The sequence below is a fragment of the Acidovorax facilis genome (assembly GCF_050626955.1).
Taxonomy (GTDB): Bacteria; Pseudomonadota; Gammaproteobacteria; order Burkholderiales; family Burkholderiaceae_C; genus Acidovorax; species Acidovorax facilis.
This window is the reverse complement of the sequence record NZ_CP192460.1, coordinates 2,315,478-2,334,301: the sequence shown is the minus strand read 5'-3', so window position 1 is coordinate 2,334,301 and position 18,824 is coordinate 2,315,478. Positions and strand designations below refer to the sequence as shown.

Annotated in this window: 17 protein-coding genes; 9 read left to right on the top strand and 8 right to left on the bottom strand. The window is 66.0% G+C overall.

Annotation, left to right across the window (positions count from 1 at the left end; genetic code table 11):
- Positions 1-129: 129 nt before the first annotated feature.
- Positions 130-1,260 (top strand): branched-chain amino acid ABC transporter substrate-binding protein, encoded by a 1,131-nt coding sequence (locus tag ACQ4MJ_RS10515; RefSeq protein WP_176888919.1) that lies wholly within the window; start codon positions 130-132, stop codon positions 1,258-1,260.
- 80 nt (positions 1,261-1,340) lie between these two features.
- On the opposite strand, the gene ACQ4MJ_RS10510 is transcribed toward ACQ4MJ_RS10515, so the two are convergent.
- Positions 1,341-2,345 (bottom strand): GlxA family transcriptional regulator, encoded by a 1,005-nt coding sequence (locus ACQ4MJ_RS10510; RefSeq protein ID WP_431152745.1) that lies wholly within the window; start codon positions 2,343-2,345, stop codon positions 1,341-1,343.
- Between the two features lie 101 nt (positions 2,346-2,446).
- On the opposite strand from ACQ4MJ_RS10510, the gene ACQ4MJ_RS10505 reads away from it, so the two are divergent.
- From ACQ4MJ_RS10505 to ACQ4MJ_RS10490, 4 genes are all read left to right on the top strand, one after another.
- On the top strand, positions 2,447-3,067 hold the full coding sequence (locus ACQ4MJ_RS10505; RefSeq protein ID WP_431152746.1) for a LysE family translocator: 621 nt from the start codon (positions 2,447-2,449) through the stop codon (positions 3,065-3,067).
- A gap of 64 nt (positions 3,068-3,131) precedes the next feature.
- Complete coding sequence (locus ACQ4MJ_RS10500; RefSeq protein WP_121506700.1) at positions 3,132-3,377, top strand: hypothetical protein; 246 nt, start codon at positions 3,132-3,134, stop codon at positions 3,375-3,377.
- 58 nt (positions 3,378-3,435) lie between these two features.
- Complete coding sequence (gene tadA / locus ACQ4MJ_RS10495) at positions 3,436-4,827, top strand: tRNA adenosine(34) deaminase TadA (RefSeq protein ID WP_431152747.1); 1,392 nt, start codon at positions 3,436-3,438, stop codon at positions 4,825-4,827.
- A gap of 85 nt (positions 4,828-4,912) precedes the next feature.
- Complete coding sequence (locus ACQ4MJ_RS10490) at positions 4,913-5,896, top strand: LD-carboxypeptidase (protein WP_431152748.1); 984 nt, start codon at positions 4,913-4,915, stop codon at positions 5,894-5,896.
- 66 nt (positions 5,897-5,962) lie between these two features.
- Here ACQ4MJ_RS10490 and ACQ4MJ_RS10485 read toward each other — a convergent pair whose 3' ends face one another.
- Entirely contained in the window at positions 5,963-6,316 is a 354-nt protein-coding gene (locus ACQ4MJ_RS10485; protein WP_121419827.1) for a hypothetical protein, read from the bottom strand.
- Between the two features lie 332 nt (positions 6,317-6,648).
- Between ACQ4MJ_RS10485 and ACQ4MJ_RS10480 the strand changes: the two genes are divergently transcribed.
- The 3 genes from ACQ4MJ_RS10480 (at position 6,649) to ACQ4MJ_RS10470 (ending at position 11,292) form a co-directional block, all read left to right on the top strand.
- Positions 6,649-7,578, top strand: a complete 930-nt coding sequence (locus ACQ4MJ_RS10480) for an adenylate/guanylate cyclase domain-containing protein (protein WP_199727006.1) — start codon at positions 6,649-6,651, stop codon at positions 7,576-7,578.
- A gap of 118 nt (positions 7,579-7,696) precedes the next feature.
- Complete coding sequence (locus tag ACQ4MJ_RS10475) at positions 7,697-10,261, top strand: penicillin acylase family protein (protein WP_431152749.1); 2,565 nt, start codon at positions 7,697-7,699, stop codon at positions 10,259-10,261.
- A gap of 23 nt (positions 10,262-10,284) precedes the next feature.
- Complete coding sequence (locus ACQ4MJ_RS10470; protein ID WP_431152750.1) at positions 10,285-11,292, top strand: asparaginase; 1,008 nt, start codon at positions 10,285-10,287, stop codon at positions 11,290-11,292.
- A 70-nt stretch (positions 11,293-11,362) separates the two neighbouring features.
- Here ACQ4MJ_RS10470 and ACQ4MJ_RS10465 read toward each other — a convergent pair whose 3' ends face one another.
- Positions 11,363-11,989 (bottom strand): hypothetical protein, encoded by a 627-nt coding sequence (locus tag ACQ4MJ_RS10465; RefSeq protein ID WP_431152751.1) that lies wholly within the window; start codon positions 11,987-11,989, stop codon positions 11,363-11,365.
- 195 nt (positions 11,990-12,184) lie between these two features.
- Between ACQ4MJ_RS10465 and ACQ4MJ_RS10460 the strand changes: the two genes are divergently transcribed.
- Positions 12,185-12,916, top strand: a complete 732-nt coding sequence (locus ACQ4MJ_RS10460) for a hypothetical protein (protein ID WP_431152752.1) — start codon at positions 12,185-12,187, stop codon at positions 12,914-12,916.
- Between the two features lie 215 nt (positions 12,917-13,131).
- Here the strand turns inward: ACQ4MJ_RS10460 and ACQ4MJ_RS10455 are convergent, their stop codons facing one another.
- The 5 genes from ACQ4MJ_RS10455 to ACQ4MJ_RS10435 all read right to left on the bottom strand — a co-directional run bounded on the left by ACQ4MJ_RS10455 (position 13,132) and on the right by ACQ4MJ_RS10435 (position 18,812).
- The gene (locus ACQ4MJ_RS10455) at positions 13,132-14,406 is read right to left on the bottom strand and encodes an acyl-CoA dehydrogenase family protein (protein WP_431152753.1); all 1,275 of its coding nucleotides are present in this window, start codon (positions 14,404-14,406) and stop codon (positions 13,132-13,134) included.
- A gap of 54 nt (positions 14,407-14,460) precedes the next feature.
- Positions 14,461-15,546 carry a phosphotransferase gene (locus ACQ4MJ_RS10450; RefSeq protein ID WP_121506693.1) on the bottom strand — a complete coding sequence of 362 codons (1,086 nt, stop codon included), beginning with the start codon at positions 15,544-15,546 and terminating at the stop codon, positions 14,461-14,463.
- A 35-nt stretch (positions 15,547-15,581) separates the two neighbouring features.
- Complete coding sequence (locus ACQ4MJ_RS10445; RefSeq protein WP_055393849.1) at positions 15,582-16,301, bottom strand: Crp/Fnr family transcriptional regulator; 720 nt, start codon at positions 16,299-16,301, stop codon at positions 15,582-15,584.
- A 165-nt stretch (positions 16,302-16,466) separates the two neighbouring features.
- Positions 16,467-17,246 carry an oxepin-CoA hydrolase, alternative type gene (locus tag ACQ4MJ_RS10440; RefSeq protein ID WP_055393851.1) on the bottom strand — a complete coding sequence of 260 codons (780 nt, stop codon included), beginning with the start codon at positions 17,244-17,246 and terminating at the stop codon, positions 16,467-16,469.
- Positions 17,247-17,288: 42 nt separating this feature from the next.
- Positions 17,289-18,812 carry a 3-hydroxyacyl-CoA dehydrogenase gene (locus ACQ4MJ_RS10435; protein WP_121419833.1) on the bottom strand — a complete coding sequence of 508 codons (1,524 nt, stop codon included), beginning with the start codon at positions 18,810-18,812 and terminating at the stop codon, positions 17,289-17,291.
- Positions 18,813-18,824 lie beyond the last annotated feature (12 nt).

Genomic DNA, 18,824 nt, shown 5'->3' with positions numbered 1-18,824 from the left:
CAAGGGAGGATGGTGGCTAGGATGCGGTGCGTTTTGCCCCGAAATGGTGCGCAAAGGCTGCGACTATATTTTTTGGAGATTTCTACCGTGTTCCGAGCTTTCACCCGCCTGCGTCCGTCGTCTTTTCCCTTGTCCGTTGTGCAGCTGGCTGCCGTGGGTGTGTGTGTTGCCGCCGCCACTGCAGCCACCGCACAGGATGTGCAAACCGTCAAGATCGCCCACGCCGGCCCCGTGTCGGGCGGCATTGCCCACATCGGCAAGGACACTGAAAACGGCGTGCGCCTGGCGATTGACGACCTGAACGCCCAAAACCTCGTGATCGGCGGCAAGAAGATCAAGTTTGAAATTGCGGCCGAAGACGACGCGGGCGACCCGCGCCAGGCCACCGCCGTGGCGCAGAAGCTGTGCGACCAGAAGGTGGCGGGCGTGGTGGGCCACCTGCAGTCGGGCACGTCCATCCCCGCATCGGCCATCTATGCCAAGTGCGACCTGCCGCACATCACGGCATCGGCCTCCAACCCAGACCTGACCAAACCCGGCCACAAGACCACTTTCCGCCTGATCGCCAACGACAACGCGCTGGGCGCGGCGCTGGCGCTGTTTGGTGCCGACCATCTCAAGCTCAAGAGTGTGGCCATCATCGACGACCGCACGGCCTACGGCCAGGGCGTGGCCTCGGTCTTCAAGGCCACGGCGCAACAAAAGGGCCTGAAGGTGGTGGCCGAGGAATTCACCAACGACAAGGCCACCGACTTCATGGCCATCCTCACCGCCATCAAGAACAAGAAGCCCGATGCGATCTTCTACGGCGGCCTGGACGCGCAGGCCGGCCCCATGCTGCGCCAGATGGAGCAGCTGGGCCTGGGCAATGTGAAGTTCTTTGGCGGCGACGCGCTGTGCACCGAAAAGCTGCCCGAGCTGTCGGGCAAGACCCCGGCGCTCAAGAACGTGACCTGCGCCACAGGCGGTGCATCGGTGGACAAGATGCAGGGCGGCGCCGACTGGAAGAAGCGCTACGACGCCAAGTTCCCCGGCCAGTTCCAGATCTACAGCCCCTATGCCTATGACGCCGCCATGGTGCTGGCCGACGCCATGAAGCGCGCCAATTCGGTGGACCCGAAGGTGTTTACCCCCTTCCTGGCCAAGACCGAATACAAGGGCGTGACCGCCAACATCGCCTTCACCGCCAAGGGCGAACTGACGACGCCCGCTGTGACGCTCTACACCTTCAAAGACGGCAGCCGCGTGGCGCTGAACTGAGGGGTCGCCCGCGCATGGATCGGTGCCGGTGGACTCGGGCACCCGATGGCCCTGCCTGCAGAGTGGAAGCGGAGCTTCAGTCAGTCCCTCGGACCGCCCGCGCGGGCCGCTCCGGGGCTGGTGCCGTAGTGCCGCCGGAACAGTCGCGCCAGGCTGCTGGCGTTGCCCAGACCCACCTCGTCAGCGATGGCGGAGAGGCTGTGGTGTGAATGGGTTACGCGCCAGTGGGCGTGTTCCATGCGCATCGCTGTCCAGTGGTTGTGAGCGCTGTGGCCGAAGCGCTCGGTGAACAACCGATCCAGCTGTCGGCGGCCAATGCCGATACGCTCGGCGATGCTGGCCACGGTAAGGCCGTCGGCCATTGAGGTGCGCATCAGCGCGACCGCACGCACCAGGTGGCGGCCCAGGTCCGGCCCGCCGCCTTCCATCGATTGCAGGTGGTGCCCCTGGTGGCGTGGTTCGTCCACCAGCATGTCGGCCAAGCCCTTGAAGGCGCGCTCCCGGCCGCAGTGGCGTGACAGCAACTCCACCGCCATGTCGATGGCCGCGGTGCCACCCGCGCAGGTGATGCGGTCGCGGTCAAAGCAATAGATCTGCTCGCTGGCCACCGCTATGCGTGGGAAGGCATGGCGGAACTCGGTCACATGGCGCCAATGCAGCGCCACGCGGCGGCCTTTGAGCAGACCCGCCTCGGCGAGCAAAAAGCTGGCGTTGTCGATCGCCACGAGGGGCAGGCCCCGCGCTGCAGCCTGTCGCAGCACGGGCCCATGGGTGTGCACATGTCCCAGCGACGCTTGCACCGTGCGGCTGCCAAACACCACCAGATAGTCGAATGCCGCCAGGTCCACGGAGTCAGGCGTGGCCTCCATCGTCACCTGCACCCCGCTGCTGGACACCACGGGCGCGCTCTCGACGCCCATCAGCGTCCAGGCGCAGTAGCGCTGGCGGCTGCGGTCCGCTTCGTCGGCCGAAAAGCGCAGCTTGTCCAGAAACGCGCCAAATGGCAGCAGCGCGAAGTCGGGTAGCGGCATCAAGAGCAGGCGTACGTCGGGGCGCTGGAGAGGGCGGTCGTTGGCGGTGCTCATAAGGTATCCATTTTGGTATCAAAAATAGCCAGATTGGATTGCACCCCACGGACAGGAGGTGCCTAGACTCCAGACCATGCTTTTCCAAGAAGGGTGCTGCGATGGAACTGAAAATATGGCTCGTCTACCTGTTGGCGGTCATCGGGCTGTCCTTGACCCCGGGGCCCAACAGCCTGCTGGTGCTGGCCCATGGCGCGCTGCATGGGCGCGTGCGCACGCTGTGGACCATTGCGGGCGGGGCGGTGGGCTTTGTGAGCCTGATCGGGCTGTCCATGCTGGGCATCGGCGCGCTGCTGCAGTCGTCGGCCCACGCGCTCACGGTGATGAAATGGGTGGGCGGGGCGTATCTGGTGTGGCTGGGCATCCAGCTGTGGCGGGCGCCAGCCATGCAGGTGCAGGCCTTGCCCCGTGCTGCGGGACCGGCATCGGTGGCGGGCGGCAGGATGTTTCGCCAAGGGCTGCTGGCAGCCATTTCTAACCCCAAGGTGCTGCTGTTCTATGGGGCCTTCCTGCCGCAGTTCATCGCGCCGGGGCGCGACCTGTGGGTGCAGTTCGTGATCATGGCGGGCACCTTCGCGGCGGTCGAATGCCTGGTCGAATTCGGCCTGGCGAGCCTGGCGCACCGCATCCGGCCCTGGTTGCAGCGCACGGGCCGCAAGTTCAACCGTGCCTGCGGCGGGTTGTTCGGCCTGATGGGGGCGGCGCTGCCCATGACGCACTGACTGAAGGCAGGGAAGGCCTTGCCCGGTTTACAGTGCAGTCCTGCACAGCATAGGGAGCACAGGCATGCGGGGATTGTTTGGTTTGGTGGGGCTGGTTGTGGTGCTGGCCATCGTGGGCCTGTTGGCCAAGAAGCAGTTGTCGGCCACGCGCGCCCCGGTGCCCGCGCTGCAGACGGCGCCCGGGGCTGACCCTGCGTCGGCACCGCCTGTCACCGTGCGCGACCAGAGTCAGCAGATCCAGCAGCAGGTCAAGCAACAGGTGGAAGGCCTGATGCAGCAAGCCCGGCCCATGCCCGACGAAGAAAAATAAGCCAAATTGGCCCCTGGCGCCTGTATATCAAGCGCTAGTAGCTATCATTTAAATAGCAATGACCCTTGACCAAGATTTGCACTGGATGCGCCTGGCCCTGGCCGAGGCGCAGGCAGCCGCGCAAGCGGGTGAGGTGCCTGTGGGCGCCATCGTGGTCAAGGACGGCCAGGTCATCGCCACGGGCCGCAATGCCCCCGTGGAGGGCCACGACCCCACGGCCCACGCCGAGATCGTGGCCCTGCGCGCGGCGGCGCAGCGGCTGGGTAACTACCGGCTCGACGGCTGCAGCCTCTACGTCACGCTGGAGCCTTGTGCCATGTGCAGCGGCGCCATGCTGCATGCGCGGCTGGCGCGGGTGGTGTACGGCGCGGCAGATCCCAAAACGGGCGCGGCAGGCTCGGTGTTCAACCTGTTCGGCCATGCCGAGATCAACCACCAGACCCAGGTGCTGGGCGGGGTGCTGGCCGAAGAATGTGGCGGTCTGCTCAGCGGCTTTTTCCGCCAGCGCCGCCATCAGCAACGCACCGAGGCACTGGCCCGCCATCCGTTGCGGGACGACGCTTTGCGCACGCCCGATGCGGCGTTTGCCAACGTGCCCGGCTACCCCTGGGCGCCTCACTACATCAGCGACCTGCCCAGCCTGGCGGGCCTGCGTTTGCACACCCTCGACGAAGGTCCTCACGACGCGCAGCGTACCTGGCTGTGCCTGCATGGCAACCCGGCCTGGAGCTACCTGTACCGGCGCATGCTGCCCACCTTTTTGGCTGCAGGCGACCGCGTGGTGGCGCCCGACCTGATCGGCTTTGGCAAAAGCGACAAGCCCAAGAAAGAGGGCGTGCACCAGTTCGACTGGCACCGCCAGGTGCTGCTGGAACTGATCGAGCGGTTGGACCTGCGCAAGGTGGTGCTGGTGGTGCAAGACTGGGGAGGCATCCTGGGGCTGACGCTGCCCATGGCCATGCCGGATCGTTTTGACGGCCTGCTGGTGATGAACACCCTGCTGGCCACGGGCGATTCGCCACTGCCTGTCGGATTTGTCGCCTGGCGTGCCATGTGCCGCGACAAGCCGCTGTATGGAGTAGGGCGCCTGCTGGCGCGTGGCAACCCGCATCTGACGGCGGCAGAGTGCGCTGCCTACGATGCGCCGTTCCCGGACAAAGGCTACCGCGCCGCGTTGCGGGCCTTTCCAGAACGCGTGCCCGCTGCTGCGGGTGACCCGGGCGCCGCCGCGTCGCGCGCGGCCCGCGATTTTTGGCAGCACCAGTGGCAGGGCCGCAGCCTGATGGTGGTGGGTGCGCAGGACCCGGTGCTGGGCCTGCCCACCATGCGGGAGCTGCAGCAGTGCATCCAAGGCTGCCCCGAGCCCATCGTGCTGCCCCAGGCCGGCCACTTTGTGCAGGAGCATGGCGAGGCCATTGCCGCACAGGCTGTGGAATACTTCGCGCACTGACTTGTCCGCTGGCGCCGCCTGACTGCATGTGGCGCCCGGCATTCCCCCTGTTTACGGAGCAGGCCCCTCGGCGGGTCTGAGCGCTTTGCACGACCACCATCACGACCCTTCCCATTGCGACCACGACCACGGTCCCAAGCACATCTACATCTACTCGCCCTCCAGCGCCGTGCGCGACAAGGCCGCCTTCAAGCGCGGCATTGCCCGGCTCAAGGCCCTGGGCCATGAGGTGGAGGTGGATGAGGACGCGCTGGCCACCCACACCCGCTTTGCGGGCGACGACGAAACCCGGTTGGCCGCCATCCACCGTGCAGCGGCCAGCGGCGCCGATGTGGCGCTGATCTCGCGCGGGGGCTACGGCCTGTCGCGCATCCTGCCGGGCATCCGCTACAAGGCGGTGGCCAAGGCGATTGAAAAGGGCATGCACTTTGTGGGCGTGAGCGATTTCACCGCCTTCCAGCTGGCCGTGTTGGCCAAGACGGGGGCCACCACCTGGGCGGGGCCATCGCTGGGGGCTGACTTTGGTGTGGCGGGCGAGCCCGACGACATCATGGAAGCCTGCTTTGACGACCTGCTGACCGGCCACGGCGAAGGCACAGGCTGGCGCATGCACAAAGAGCAGCCCAACGCCGCCACGGGCAAGCCCGCTGTACCCAATGTCTATGTGAAAAGCGCCACGCTGTGGGGTGGCAACCTGGCGGTGCTGGCATCGCTGATGGGCACGCCATATTTCCCGCAGGCCAAGGGCGGCGTGCTGTTCATCGAAGACGTGCACGAGCACCCCTACCGCATCGAACGCATGCTGACCCAGCTGCTGCACGCCGGTGTGCTGGCCCAGCAGAAGGCTGTGGTGCTGGGGCAGTTCACCAACTTCAAGCTGGCACCGCATGACAAGGGCTACAAGCTGCAGTCGGTGGTGGACTGGCTGCGCACCCAGATCAAGGCGCCGGTGCTGACCAACCTGCCGTTCGGGCATGTTGAAACGAAGGTGCTGCTGCCCGTGGGCGCGACGGTGTCGCTGTCGGTGGAAGAGCGCGATGCGCTAATCTACTGGGGGCACCAGCACTGACGCGGTGAGGCCTTTACCCGCATGACACCGCCACAACGGCGGTTTGCCGCGCGCGTGTGGTGCGCGTCAGGAGGGGGTGTGAGGGGCGGCCTGTGCTGGGCGCAGGGCGCGTGGGAGCTGCCCCTGGAACAGCTGGGTGACCTGGTCGATCACGCCCCGGGCACCGTGCTCACCCTGCAGCGGCACCAGTGTGCTGAAGAGGTCGGTGCGCAGGTACCACAGCGCCTCGATGTCGCCGGCATAACGCAGCCGCATGTTCATGCGCGCCACGTCGGAGCCGGTCATGCCGACCAGGCTCTGCAGCATGGCCCGGCGCACTTCTTCCAGCCCCTGGTTGCGCACCCATGCCGTGGACGACGGCTTGTCACGGCCCAGCAGGTCGTGAAGGTTGTTGCGGAGAGTCGGCTTGTTCCAGCGCATGGCGGGGTGAGGGCGGGCTTTTTGTAACAGGGACGGCCAAAGTAAGCTGGAGCGAGGTGCAGCGCAAGGGGCGTGCTCCTGTTTTTGCATAAAGACAACAACTTGCCCCGGCTTGTTGCGAATTTTTACGTGTTGGTGGATTTTCAGGCGACCGGGGTTGCGCCTCCCTTTCGCGACGCTGACGATGTGCGGAGTCGTTGTGGTGAACGTTGCAACCGCGCCTTTCGCTGCGGCTGCGGCCTCAGGCAACACTTGTTGGCGCTTTGAAGGGTGCGCAGCCAGGGCGCTTGCACTAAACTGATTCACATGATGTTACCAACGGGCCCGCGTTCATGAGTGTGTTGTCGACGATGGTCTTTGCGGACATCTCAGGCAGCACTGCCTTGTATGAAGCGCTGGGCAACGAACGCGCTACCGAGGCCGTGACGCAGGTCACCCAGTGGATTGGTGACACCATCGAGGCCCACGGCGGCCGGGTGGTCAAGAAGCTCGGGGATGGGGTGCTGGGGGTCTTTGGCGATGCCTCCAGTGCGGTGTCTGCTATGGCCACCATGCTGCGCCAGCACAAGGTCCGCCTGGACCGCTGGCCCCACCCCTTGCGCATGGAGATCCGCGTGGGCGTGGCCAGCGGCGAAGTGGTGGATGTGGATGGCGATTGTTATGGCGATGCCGTCAACGTGGCTTCCCGGCTGTGCGAACGGGCCGGGCCCGCTGAAATCTGGGCTACCGAAACCACCGTGCTGCTTGCGGGCACGGCGCCCGATGTCTGGTACCGCAAGCTGGGCATGATGGACATTCGGGGCAAGGCCGAGTTGCTCATGCTCTACCACGTCGAATGGCGTGAGGACGAAGCGCCCGATTCCCTCACCATGCAGGCGGCACTGGTCAGCAACTTTGCACCGGTCGATTCCATCCTGGGGCAGATCCAGTTCTCCTGGCATGGGGTGGACCGCACCTTCACCTCGTCGGATGCCCCTGTCATGGTGGGGCGGGCCGAGCATGCCCAGCTGCGCATCAACGACCCGCGCGTGTCGCGCCTGCATGCGCGCATCGACTGGCGCAACAGCGGGTTCGTGCTGACCGACATGAGCAGCTTTGGAACCTGGGTGCGGTTCGAGGGCAGCGACTCGCCCGTGCGCCTGCGGCGCGATGCCTGCATCCTGCATGGCGCGGGGCACATTGCGCTGGGCGTTTCGTTCAACGAGCCCAGTGCGCCGGTCATGAGCTTTCATGTGGCGGGCGGCAGTGTGCACTTGAGCTGACACACGCAGAGCTGGCGGCTCCTTCTGCATTGCGGTGTGGCCGCAGCGCGGGCGCGGAGCCACCATGGCTTTGCGTGCACAACATCAACAACAAGACCAACGGCAGGAGACAAGAAACATGGCATGGATGAAGCGGACAGCCCTCGGGCTGGTGGCAGTGGCGCTGCTGGCAGGCGCGGGCGCGGCGGTGTATGTGCAGCGCAGCTTTGCGCAACTCGATGGTTCCCTGGCTGTGGCGGGGCTCAGCGAAGCAGTACAGGTGCGGCGCGATGGCGCCGATGTCACCCACATCCAGGCTCAGACCCCGCAGGATGCCTGGTTTGCAATGGGCTATGTACATGCGCAGGAACGCACCTGGCAGTTGGAATTCAACCGCCGGGTCATGCACGGCCAGCTGTCCGAGGTTTTTGGCCCTGCCACGGTCGAGACCGACAAGCTTATGCGCAGCCTGGACATCATGGGCGTGGCCCGGCGGCAGTACGCAGGGCTGCCGCTGTATGCCCAGGAGGCCTTGCAGGCCTACAGCAAGGGCATCCATGCCTTCCACCAGAAACGTCCCCAGGCCTTGCCACCGGAGTTTCTGGTGCTGGGCGTGCAACCCGGAGGCGCCGCAGGCGCGGTGTGGGAGCCCGAGGACAGCGTGGGCTGGGCGCTGATGATGGCGCTGGACCTGGGTGGCAATTGGGGCACCGAGTTCGCACGCCTGTCGGTGGCGCGCACGCTGGACACCGACCGGCTGTGGCAACTGATGCCACCCTATCCGGGGGAGCCGCCCGCTGCGTCCGCAGACCTGGCGGCGCTGTATCGCCAGCTGGGGGTTTATCGTGCACCTGCCGCCGGTGCTGCAGCGGCTGCTGTGGCGCCAGCCAACCGCGAAGGTCCGTTGTCCCGGCAGATCAGCGCTGGCATGCTGGCCTGGGCCGACGAACTGACCCGCAACGCAGGCACCAACGAGGGCAAGGGCAGCAACAACTGGGTGATTGCGGGCACCCGCACCGTGAGCGGCAAGCCGCTGCTGGCCAACGACCCGCACCTGGGCCTGTCGGCCCCCGCCATCTGGTACTTTGCGAGCCTGCAGGCCCCTGCGGGCAAGGCGTCTGACGGCACACCGATGGGCCCTATCGATGCCGTAGGCGCCACATTGCCGGGCCTGCCCTTTGTGGTGCTGGGCCGTACCGACAAGGTCGCCTGGGGCTTCACCAACACCGGCCCCGATGTGCAGGACTTGTATCTGGAGCAGATCAACCCCACCGATGCCACGCAGTACCGCACGCCCGATGGATGGGCCCAGTTCACCGTGCGCAACGAAAGCATTCGCGTCAAGGGCGAGGCCGACCTGTTGCTGCAGCTGCGCAGCACGCGCCATGGCCCCGTGCTGAGCGACGTTCAGAAGTCGCACGCCGAGGTGCTGGACCTGGGCAAATATGTGATCGCGCTGCGCTGGAGCGCGCTGGACGATGACAACCAGACCGTGCTGGCGGGCTTCAAGACCAACCAGTCCAAGAGCGTGGATGAGCTCTTTGCGGGGCTGGCGCACTACCACTCGCCGATGCAAAGCGTGGTGGCTGCGGACGACCAGGGCAACATCCGCTTCAAGGCCGCAGGCCGTGTGCCGCTGCGCGATACCGCCAACGACATTCGGGGCGTGGCGCCTTCGCCGGGCTGGGACGCGCGCTACGACTGGAAGGGCTGGCTGCCGTATGAGCAAACCCCGCAGGACGACGGTGTCAGCGGAGGGGCGGGCGTCCAGGGCGCCCGGGGCTGGATCGCCACGGCCAACCAGCGCGTGACGGCGCCAGGCTACCCCCACTTTCTGACGCAGGACTGGGCCTTGCCCTACCGCTACGAACGCATTGCGCAGCTCATCGAGGCCACGCCCAAGCACGACGCGGCCAGCATGCAGGCCATCCACCGCGACGTGACCTCGCTCGCCACGCGGCGCCTGCTGCCGCACCTGCAGCAGGCGCAGTCCACGCACCCGCTGGCCGCCGCTGCGCAGAAAGAGCTGCAGGGCTTTGACGGCGTGATGGACGCGGGCCACGCCGCGCCGCTGATCTTTGTGGCCTGGACGGACGAATTGGCACGCGGCCTGATCATTCCGCGCATTGGCGAAGACCGGTTCACAGCCACGTATGGCAAGCGCGACTACCGCGCGGCCATTGAAGGCATTCTGGAGCGCAACGACACCTGGTGGTGCCAGCCCGCATCGTGTGCCGAACAATCTGCCGCTGCCCTCGGCCGCGCCCTCAACCGCCTGCAGGCTGCGTATGGCGCGGACCCGGCCCAGTGGCGCTGGGGCGCGGCGCACCCGGCACTCAGCGCGCACCGGCCCTTCGGCAACGTGCCCGCACTCGCGCGTTTCTTCGATGTGAGCGTGCCCTCGCACGGCGATTCGTACACCGTGAACGTGGGCCAGTACAACGCGGGCGAAGCCTCTGGCCCGTACGTGAACCGCCACGCCGCCTCGCTGCGCGCGGTGTACGACCTGGCCGATCTGGAACAGTCGCGCTTCATTTACCAAACCGGTCAGAGCGGGCTGGTGTTCTCGCCGCGATACCGCGACATGAGCACCACCTGGGCCGAGACCGGCTATCGCGCGCTGCAGCGCCAGCCCGCGCGCTGGATGCACGAGCTCACACTCACGCCTTCCACTGCCGCCAGCAACGCCGCTGCTGCGCAGTGATGCAGGCTGCAAGAAAGCACACCATGGGTTTTGTACCGTTGATCGAAGTCAACCGCGGCGGACTGGTCGAGTGCCAGCACTGGGGCGCAGTGGCCGTGGCCGACCGCGACGGCAGGGTATCGGCCCAGGTGGGTGACCCGTACACCGTCACTTTCACCCGCTCCACCATCAAGGCGTTCCAGTCGCTGCCTTTCATGCAGTCGGGCGGAGCCCGCGCGCTGGGCTGGGGGCAGGGCGAGCTGGCGCTGCTGTGCGCCAGCCACAACGGCGAGCCCATGCATGTGGCGCAGGCCGAGCGCATGCTGGCCAGCGTGGGCAAGGACTACCACGCGCTGCGTTGCGGGTGCCACCGGCCGCTGTTTGCCGAGCTGGGGCTCGCCTCGCTGCCACAAGGTTTTGTGCCAGACGAACGCCACAACAACTGCAGCGGCAAACACGCGGGCTTCGTCGCGCACTGCGTGCAACAAGGCTTGCCGCTGGACGATCACCTCGACCCAGCGCATCCGCTGCAGGTTGCCATTCGCGACCACGTTGCGCATGCGGTGGGGCTGGCACCAGAACAGCTGGCCATGGGCATTGACGGCTGCTCGGCGCCCAACTACGCCATGCCGCTGGCCAGCCTGGCCCGGGGCTACGCTCGCCTGGCCGGTGGCGCACCGGACACGGACCTGGACCAGAGCCTTACCGAACTGGCCGATGCCATGGTCGCCCGGCCCGAGCTGGGCTCGGGCACCGGCCGGCACGATCTGGACTTCATGCGGGCCGGGCAGGGCGACTGGGTATCCAAGACTGGCGCCGACGGCGTGCAGGTGGTGGGCAGCCGTAGCCGGGGCGAGGCCTTCGCGCTCAAGGTCATGGACGGCAACATGGTGGCGCAGGTGGCCGCCGCAGTGGAGGTCATGGACCAGCTCGGCTGGCTCGACGCCCGGCAGCGCGAGGCACTGGCGCCGCGCCGGTCGGGCCGTATCCTCAATGCCCGGGGCCTGGAGGTCGGCGGGCGCAGGGCCGTGTTCCAGCTGCGGCCTGTCTGAACCGGGAAGCCTGACGCCGCGCGGCGGCAGGTCGGATTCGAAAAATCAATTAAAAAATGGCCCTAGCGCTTTATGGGTAAGAGCTGGCAGCTATAAAAAAAGTAGCAAATGGCTCTGTGTCCGGCAGCACATACACCACGCCGCGTGCCTGGCCGAACACAGGCGCGATGAACTGGTTGTAGAACGCCTCGGGTGCGTTCACGCAGCCGTAGCTGATGCGCTTGTCGCTCACGCCCCGGCTTGCCAGGCGTTGCTGGCGGCGCTCAGCGGCATGAACGCTGCGCACGCGGTGCAGCGAGACGGCGGATTCATAGTCGATCCACACAATGTCGTCGCCGCGCAGGTTTCGCCCGGGTTCTGTCACGAACCGGCCAGCGGGCGTGGTGCGCTCCTCCGGGCGGATCTGTGACAGTGGCCGCTGCCCAATGTCCGACGCAGACCGGTCACCCAGCGCCGCGCCCAGCAGCACCGGAGCACTGCTCAGCCACTGCCCCTGGGCCGAGAACACATGGATGCGGGCGGTGGGCTTGTCGATCACGGCAAAAGGCAGACCCTGGTGGTCGCCGGTTTCGGTGGCCCAGCGCACCAGCTGGCGGGCCGTGGCCGAGGTGTCCGTGGGCAATTCCGCTGCGGCCGCAGGCAAGGTCCCCAGTACACCCGCAGCAGCCATGGCGGTCAGGGCAAAACGGCGGTTCATAGTCAAAAGTGGCATGTCGTTCATCCAAGCGCCGTACCAGGCCCCCACCTGCCGAAACTGGCGCGCCCCAGGCCAGTCCACCGGGTGCGTCCCCCTCAGGGGGAAGGCGCCGCAGGCGACTCAGGGGGAATTTCAATTTTCGCCCAATAATGCCTGCACCCGCGACTCTTGCGAAGCCTTGCGCTTCGGCCTCTCATGTTTGACCGCCTCCGCAAAGCATTCGGTACTTCCGGCTCCCCGGGTTCGGACCTGGGCCGGCCTGCCACCAACCGGGACGTGGCCCGCTGGGCTGCGAAGCAGCAGCTGGCCATCGTTGCACATTCCACCGAGGGACATTTCGATCTGGGCGGTGACATCCACGGCCACCCGTGGCGGCTGGAATGCGGCGCACCCACACGCGACTATGTGACGGGCCTGGAGCTGCGCGGGCGCGCCGACGTGGGCGCCGACCCCGATGCCGCCGTGATGGTGATCAACCGTCCCTTGCAGGAAATTCTGGAAGGCACGGCCTACACCGCCATCACCGATACGCTGCAGACCGCGGTGAGCAGCAGCCTGCCCGAAGAAATGCGCTGGTTGTCCATGTACGAGGAAATGGCCTGGCCCGGCCTGCCCGTGTCATTCCGCGAGCATTTCGCGGTGGTGGCAGAGCGCATTGAGCTGGCCCAGCGCTGGATCCATGCGCCCGTGGTCTCGCAGCTGCTCAATGCCGTGGAGGGGGAAGGGGGCTCCGAACGGGCGAAATCGCCCATGGTGCTGATGCTGGCGCGTGGCAAGGTCTACCTGCGCATGGAACACACGCAGCGCAGCCTGGCCGAGATAGCGCATGCCAAGCAACTGCTGCTGGTGGCCGGGCAGGCGGCCCTGCAGAACCTGCCGCCCATGTCGGTGGCGGGGCCGGACGACGTGCCCAACATCCCCCGGTAGCGTTCCAGCCAGCGCCTGCGCCAAAGAAAACGCACAACGGAGCCTGTGGCCCCGTTGTGTGTTCTGCAATATGTTCCCGCAGGTTATGACGCTGGCACGCTGCAAGCCAATGCCCTGCGCAAGGGTCGCCCAGCCGCGTTGGGTGCGGTTCCCTCCCGCGCGTAGTGCGAGAGAGGAGGGGGAAAGGCCCAAGGGGCCTCTGGGGGGATTTCCAGTCAGCTTCCCCGGGTGACGGGCACGGCCGCATCACGGCCGTAGGTACCGTACTTGCCCAGCTCCCACTTGGCAATGGCGTTGCGGTGCACCTCGTCCGGGCCGTCTGCAAAGCGCAGCGTGCGTGCACCGGCGTAGGCATAGGCCAGCGGGAAGTCATCGCTCATGCCGCCGCCGCCGTGCACCTGCATGGCCCAGTCAATCACCTGGCAGGCCATGCTGGGTGCCACGACCTTGATCATGGCGATCTCGGTCTTGGCGACCTTGTTGCCAGCCACATCCATCAGCCAGGCGGCCTTGAGCGTGAGCAGGCGCGCCATGTCGATCTTGCAGCGGGCTTCGGCAATGCGCTCTTGTGTCACGGTCTGCTGGGCCACGGTTTTGCCAAACGCCACGCGCGACGAAGCACGCTTGCACATCAGCTCCAGCGCGCGCTCGGCCAGGCCGATCAGGCGCATGCAGTGGTGGATGCGCCCGGGGCCGAGGCGGCCTTGAGCGATCTCGAAGCCACGGCCTTCCCCCAGCAGGATGTTGGAGACGGGCACGCGCACGTTCTCGAACGTCATCTCGACGTGGCCGTGGGGCGCATCGTCATAGCCCAGCACGTTCAGCGGGCGGACGATGGTGATGCCCTTGGCATCGGCGGGTACCAGCACCATGCTCTGCTGCGAATGGCGGGGTGCGTCGGGGTCTGTCTTGCCCATGGTGATGAACACCGCGCAGCGCGGGTCGGCCGCGCCGGAGATCCACCATTTGCGGCCATTGATCACGTACTCGTCGCCCTGGCGCTCGATGCGCGTCTCGATGTTGGTGGCGTCGCTCGATGCCACGTCGGGCTCGGTCATCGCAAAGGCCGAGCGGATCTTGCCGTCGAGCAGCGGCTTGAGCCAGCGGGCCTTGTTGGCATCGTCGCCGTAGCGGGCAATGGTCTCCATGTTGCCGGTGTCGGGTGCCGAGCAGTTGAACACCTCGCTGGCCCATGGCACGCGGCCCATGATTTCGGCCAGCGGCGCGTATTCCTGGTTGGTCAGGCCCGCGCCTTCGTAGCCCGAGGCGGCGGCGCTATCGACCGGCAGAAACAGGTTCCACAACCCGGCAGCCTGCGCCTTGGGCTTGAGGTTCTCGATGGTGTTCAGCGCGCTCCAGCGCTTGCCTGCGGCTGTGTTGGCGGCCAGTTCGTCTTTGTAGGCAGACTCGTTCGGATAGATGTAGTCATCCATGAACTGGAGCAGCTTGGCCTGCAGTTCCTTGGTTTTGGGCGAGTAGTCAAAGTCCATGGGTTTCTTCTCCGTTGGTAATCGAGGGGCGGCGCTTGTACTTGCGTCGTGTGTTTAGCCGCGCTGGGCAAACGACCAGGCCAGTTGGGCCATGGGCCGCGCGGTGTCGCCCGATGCCTTGGCCTGCGCGCTGGAGGCCGTGCCAGCCTCCACCCGCTTGGCAATGCCTTGCAGGATGGCCGCGATGCGGAACATGTTGTAGGCGAGGTAGAAGTTCCAGTCGGCACGCAGTGCCTCGGGCGTTGTGATGCCGGTGCGCTCGCAGTACAGGCGGATATAGGTGTCTTCGTCGGGGATGCCCAGCGCGGCCAGGTCCAGCCCTGCGATGCCGCGCCCGAGCGAGGCGGGGATGTGCCAGCTCATGCAGTGGTAGCTGAAGTCCGCCAGCGGATGGCCCAGCGTGGACAACTCCCAGTCGAGCACGGCAATCACGCGCGGCTCGGTGGGATGGAACATCAGGTTGTCCAGGCGGTAGTCGCCGTGCACGATGGACACGTGGCCCTCGTCCCGCGCGCTGGCGGGCATGTTGGCGGGCAACCACTCCATGAGGCGGTCCATCTCTTCGATGGGCTGCGTGATGGACGCCACGTATTGCTTGCTCCAACGGCCGATCTGGCGGTCAAAGTAGTTGCCGGGCTTGCCATAGCTGGCCAGCCCCCGGTCTGCAAACTTCACGGTGTGCAGCGCGGCAATCACGCGGTTCATCTCGTTGTAGATGTCGCCGCGCTCGGCTGGCGTCATGTCGGGCAGAGATTGATCCCACAGCACGCGGCCCTGCATGCACTCCATCACGTAGAAGGCGCGGCCGATGACGGATTCGTCCTCGCACAGCACAAACATGCGGGGAACGGGAACGTCGGTGCCATACAGGCCGCTCATCACCGCAAACTCTCGCTCGATGGCGTGGGCAGAAGGCAGCAGTTTGGCCACGGGGCCAGGCTTGGCCCGCATCACGTAGCTGGCACCGGGCGTGATGAGCTTGTAGGTCGGGTTGGACTGCCCCCCTTTGAACATTTCCACGGTCAGGGGGCCCACGAAGCCTTCCATGTTCCGTGCAAGCCACGCGGTCAGCGCTTCGGTATCAAAGGCGTGCTGATCGGAAACAGGACGGGTGCCGACGAAATGGTCAAAGTTGCTCATGGAGGAATGGGGGAGAGGTTCGGTCAGTCAATGAGTTAGTTGTCGGTTTCAGCAATGCGCATCAGGGCTTCGCGGTCACGCACCACCAGGCCGCCCGGCTCGATGCGAATGGCGTCCTCGCGCTCCATGGCCTTGAGTTCCTGGTTCACGCGTTGGCGCGATGCGCCCAAGAGCTGCGCCAGTTCTTCCTGCGCCAGTTGCAGGCTGATGCGCATCTCGCTGCCGTCCGACAGGCTGGGCACGCCGTAGCTGCGCACCAGGTGCACAAGCTGCTTGGCCAGCCGCGAGCGCAAGGGCAGGGTGTTGAGGTCTTCCACCAGCCCGAACAGCTGGCGAATGCGCCGCGCATGCAGTCGCAGCATGGCTTCGTACAGCTCGGTGTGCACCGCCAGAATCTTGCGGAAATCGGCCTTGGCCACACACAGGATCGTGGTGTCGCCATGCGCGTAGGCGTCGTGTGTGCGCCGGTCCCCGTCGAAGATCGCCACGTCGCCAAACCAGATGCCCGGCTCCACATAGGTCAGCGTGATCTGCTTGCCCGAGATGGAGGTCGAGCTCACCCGCACCGCACCGCGCGCGCAGGCAATCCACTCCTCGGGCGGATCTCCGCGAGCGGCAATGAGGCCGCCGTCCTTGAAGCGTTTGACGTATGCACATCTGAGGATGTCGTGGCGTAGAGAAGGTGAGAGAGATGAAAACCAGCGACCTGAGTTGATCGCTTCACGTTCTTCGATAGTAAGAATCGGGTCGTCCATGGCCTGTCTTTTGGGTGACTAGAAACAGACCCATTGTCGCGTCAGGGACCTTCGTGCTGCGTCAGGGTTGTCACCTGCGTGTCTGCACGGTGGCCACCAAAAAAGAAAACCCCCGGGCGCTGGAGTGCAGCGGGCCGGGGGCGGTCGGGTGGGTGTGTGCAGGTGCTATTCGTAGCGGGGCACGCGTTTCTCTAGGAAGGCAGAAATACCGGCCCCGCCGTTCGCATGGTGCAGGTTCTTCACGAAATGGTCGCGCTCATGGGCCAGGTGGTGTGTGAGCTGGGCATGGGGCGCTTCGTTGAGCAACTCCTTGATGCTCGCGAGGGCATTGGGTGCACGCGCGTTGAGCTGCTCGGCCAGTGCCAGGGCGGTCTCCAGCGCGCTGCCGGTTTCTGCAATGCGGTTGACCACCCCGAGAGCGTGCAGGCGTTCTGCGCTGATGCGGTCACCACACATGAGGATCTCGGTTGCCACCTGGCGGGGCAGGGCGTGCGACAGGCTCCAGCTGGCGCCGCCATCGGGCGACAGGGCCACATTGCTGTAGGCCATCACAAACACCGCGTTGCGGGCCGCCACGATGAAGTCGCAGGCCAATGCCAATGAAAAGCCCGCACCGGCCGCCGCGCCTTCCACGGCTGCAATCACAGGCTTGGGGTAGGTGCGGATGGTCTCGATCCAGTTGTGCAGGCCTTCAATGCTCTGTGCCTGTACCTCGGGGGCTTCCTGGCGGTTGGCCAGCAGGCGCTGCAGGTTGCCGCCCGAGCAGAACATGCCATCGGCCCCCGTGATGACCACGCTGCGAATGTCAGGGCTGCTTTCGGCCACACCCAGCGCCTCCACGCCCGCTGCGTACATCACCGGGTCAATGGCGTTGCGCCGCTCAGGGTTGCGAAGGGTCAGGATCAGGGTCTGGCCCTGGCTGGTGCTCTGGAGTTCTGCGGGCATGGTGGCCTTGGTTGGGGAGCGGCTCTTGCTCTGTTCGCGCGATCAGGCTTCTTCGACGTGGGTCAGGCTCAGGCCGATGGCGCCGCGCCTGCGCAGCCAGGGGCTCGGGCGGTAGCGTGTGTCGCCGTACACGGTCTGCATGTTGAACAACACTTCGAGGATGTTGGTCGGCCCCCAGCGGTCGCCCATGGCCAGGGGGCCCAGGGGGTAACCCAGGCCCAGTGTCACAGCGGTTTCCAGATCCTTGGGGGAGCAGATGCCTTGCTGGCAGATGTCGCTGGCGATGTTGACGATGGTGGCCACCACACGCTGCGTGACAAAGCCGCCGCTGTCGCGGATCACGCTCACGGCCTTGCCGTCGCGGGCAAACAGCGCATGCGCTGCGTTGCGGATGTCCACGCGGGTGGCGGGGTTGGTGGCCAACACGCGGCGCTTGGTAGCGGCGTCGTCGATCAGCATGTCGATGCCGATGGTGCGCGCCGGGTCCAGGCGCTCCACGACCGCCACGGTGGTGATGTCAAACCCCAGCGGCGCGACCAGCGTGATGGCTTGGGGCGAGGGCGACTGGCCGGTTTCGATGGTGGCGCCCAGGTCCTTGAGCAGCTGGTACAGCTCCGCGCGGCGCGCGGCACGGGGCGAGACCCACACGGGGGGAATCTCTGCCACCACGGGCGGCGGCGCCTCTGCCGGTATCTGCGCCACGCCGTCCACGTAGCGGTAAAAGCCTTCACCCACCTTCTTGCCCACCACGCCGCCTGCCAGGCGCTGCGCGGTGATCACACTGGGGCGAAAGCGCGGCTCGTCGTAGTACTGGCGGTAGATGGATTCCATCACCGGGTGGGAGACGTCCAGCGCCGTCAGGTCCATCAATTCAAAGGGGCCGAGCTTGAAGCCGACCTGGTCGCGCAGGATGCGGTCGATGGTGGCGAAGTCGGCCACGCCTTCGCCCACGATGCGCAGGGCCTCTGTGCCAAAGCCGCGCCCGGCGTGGTTCACGATGAAGCCGGGGGTGTCTTGTGCCTGAACGGGGGTGTGTCCCATTTCCCTCGCATACGTGGCCAGGGCGGTGCACACGGCTGCATCCGTCTTGAGCCCGGCAATCACTTCCACCACCTTCATGAGCGGCACGGGGTTGAAGAAGTGGAAACCTGCCAGGCGCTCGGGCCGCTGCAGGCCCGCGCCGATGGCGGTGACCGAGAGGGATGAGGTATTGGTGGCCAGCACCGCATCCGGGCGCACCACAGCTTCCAGTTCGGCGAACAGCGTCTTTTTCACATCCAGCCGCTCCACGATGGCTTCTACCACCAGGTCGCAGCCTGCCAGGTCGGCCACGACCTTGACGGGGTGCAGCCGCGCGGTCAGGTCACCGGCCTGCGCGGCATCGATGCGGCCCTTGGCCACCAGTTTGTTCCATTGCTCCTGGAGCGCCGCCTTGGCCGCATCGGCGGCGCCGGGGTTGGCATCAAGCAGAAAAACCTGGCTGCCGGCCTGTGCGGCGATTTGTGCAATGCCCCGACCCATGGCGCCGGTGCCCACGATAGCGATATTGGGAAACTGAATTTTCATAGCGCCATTATG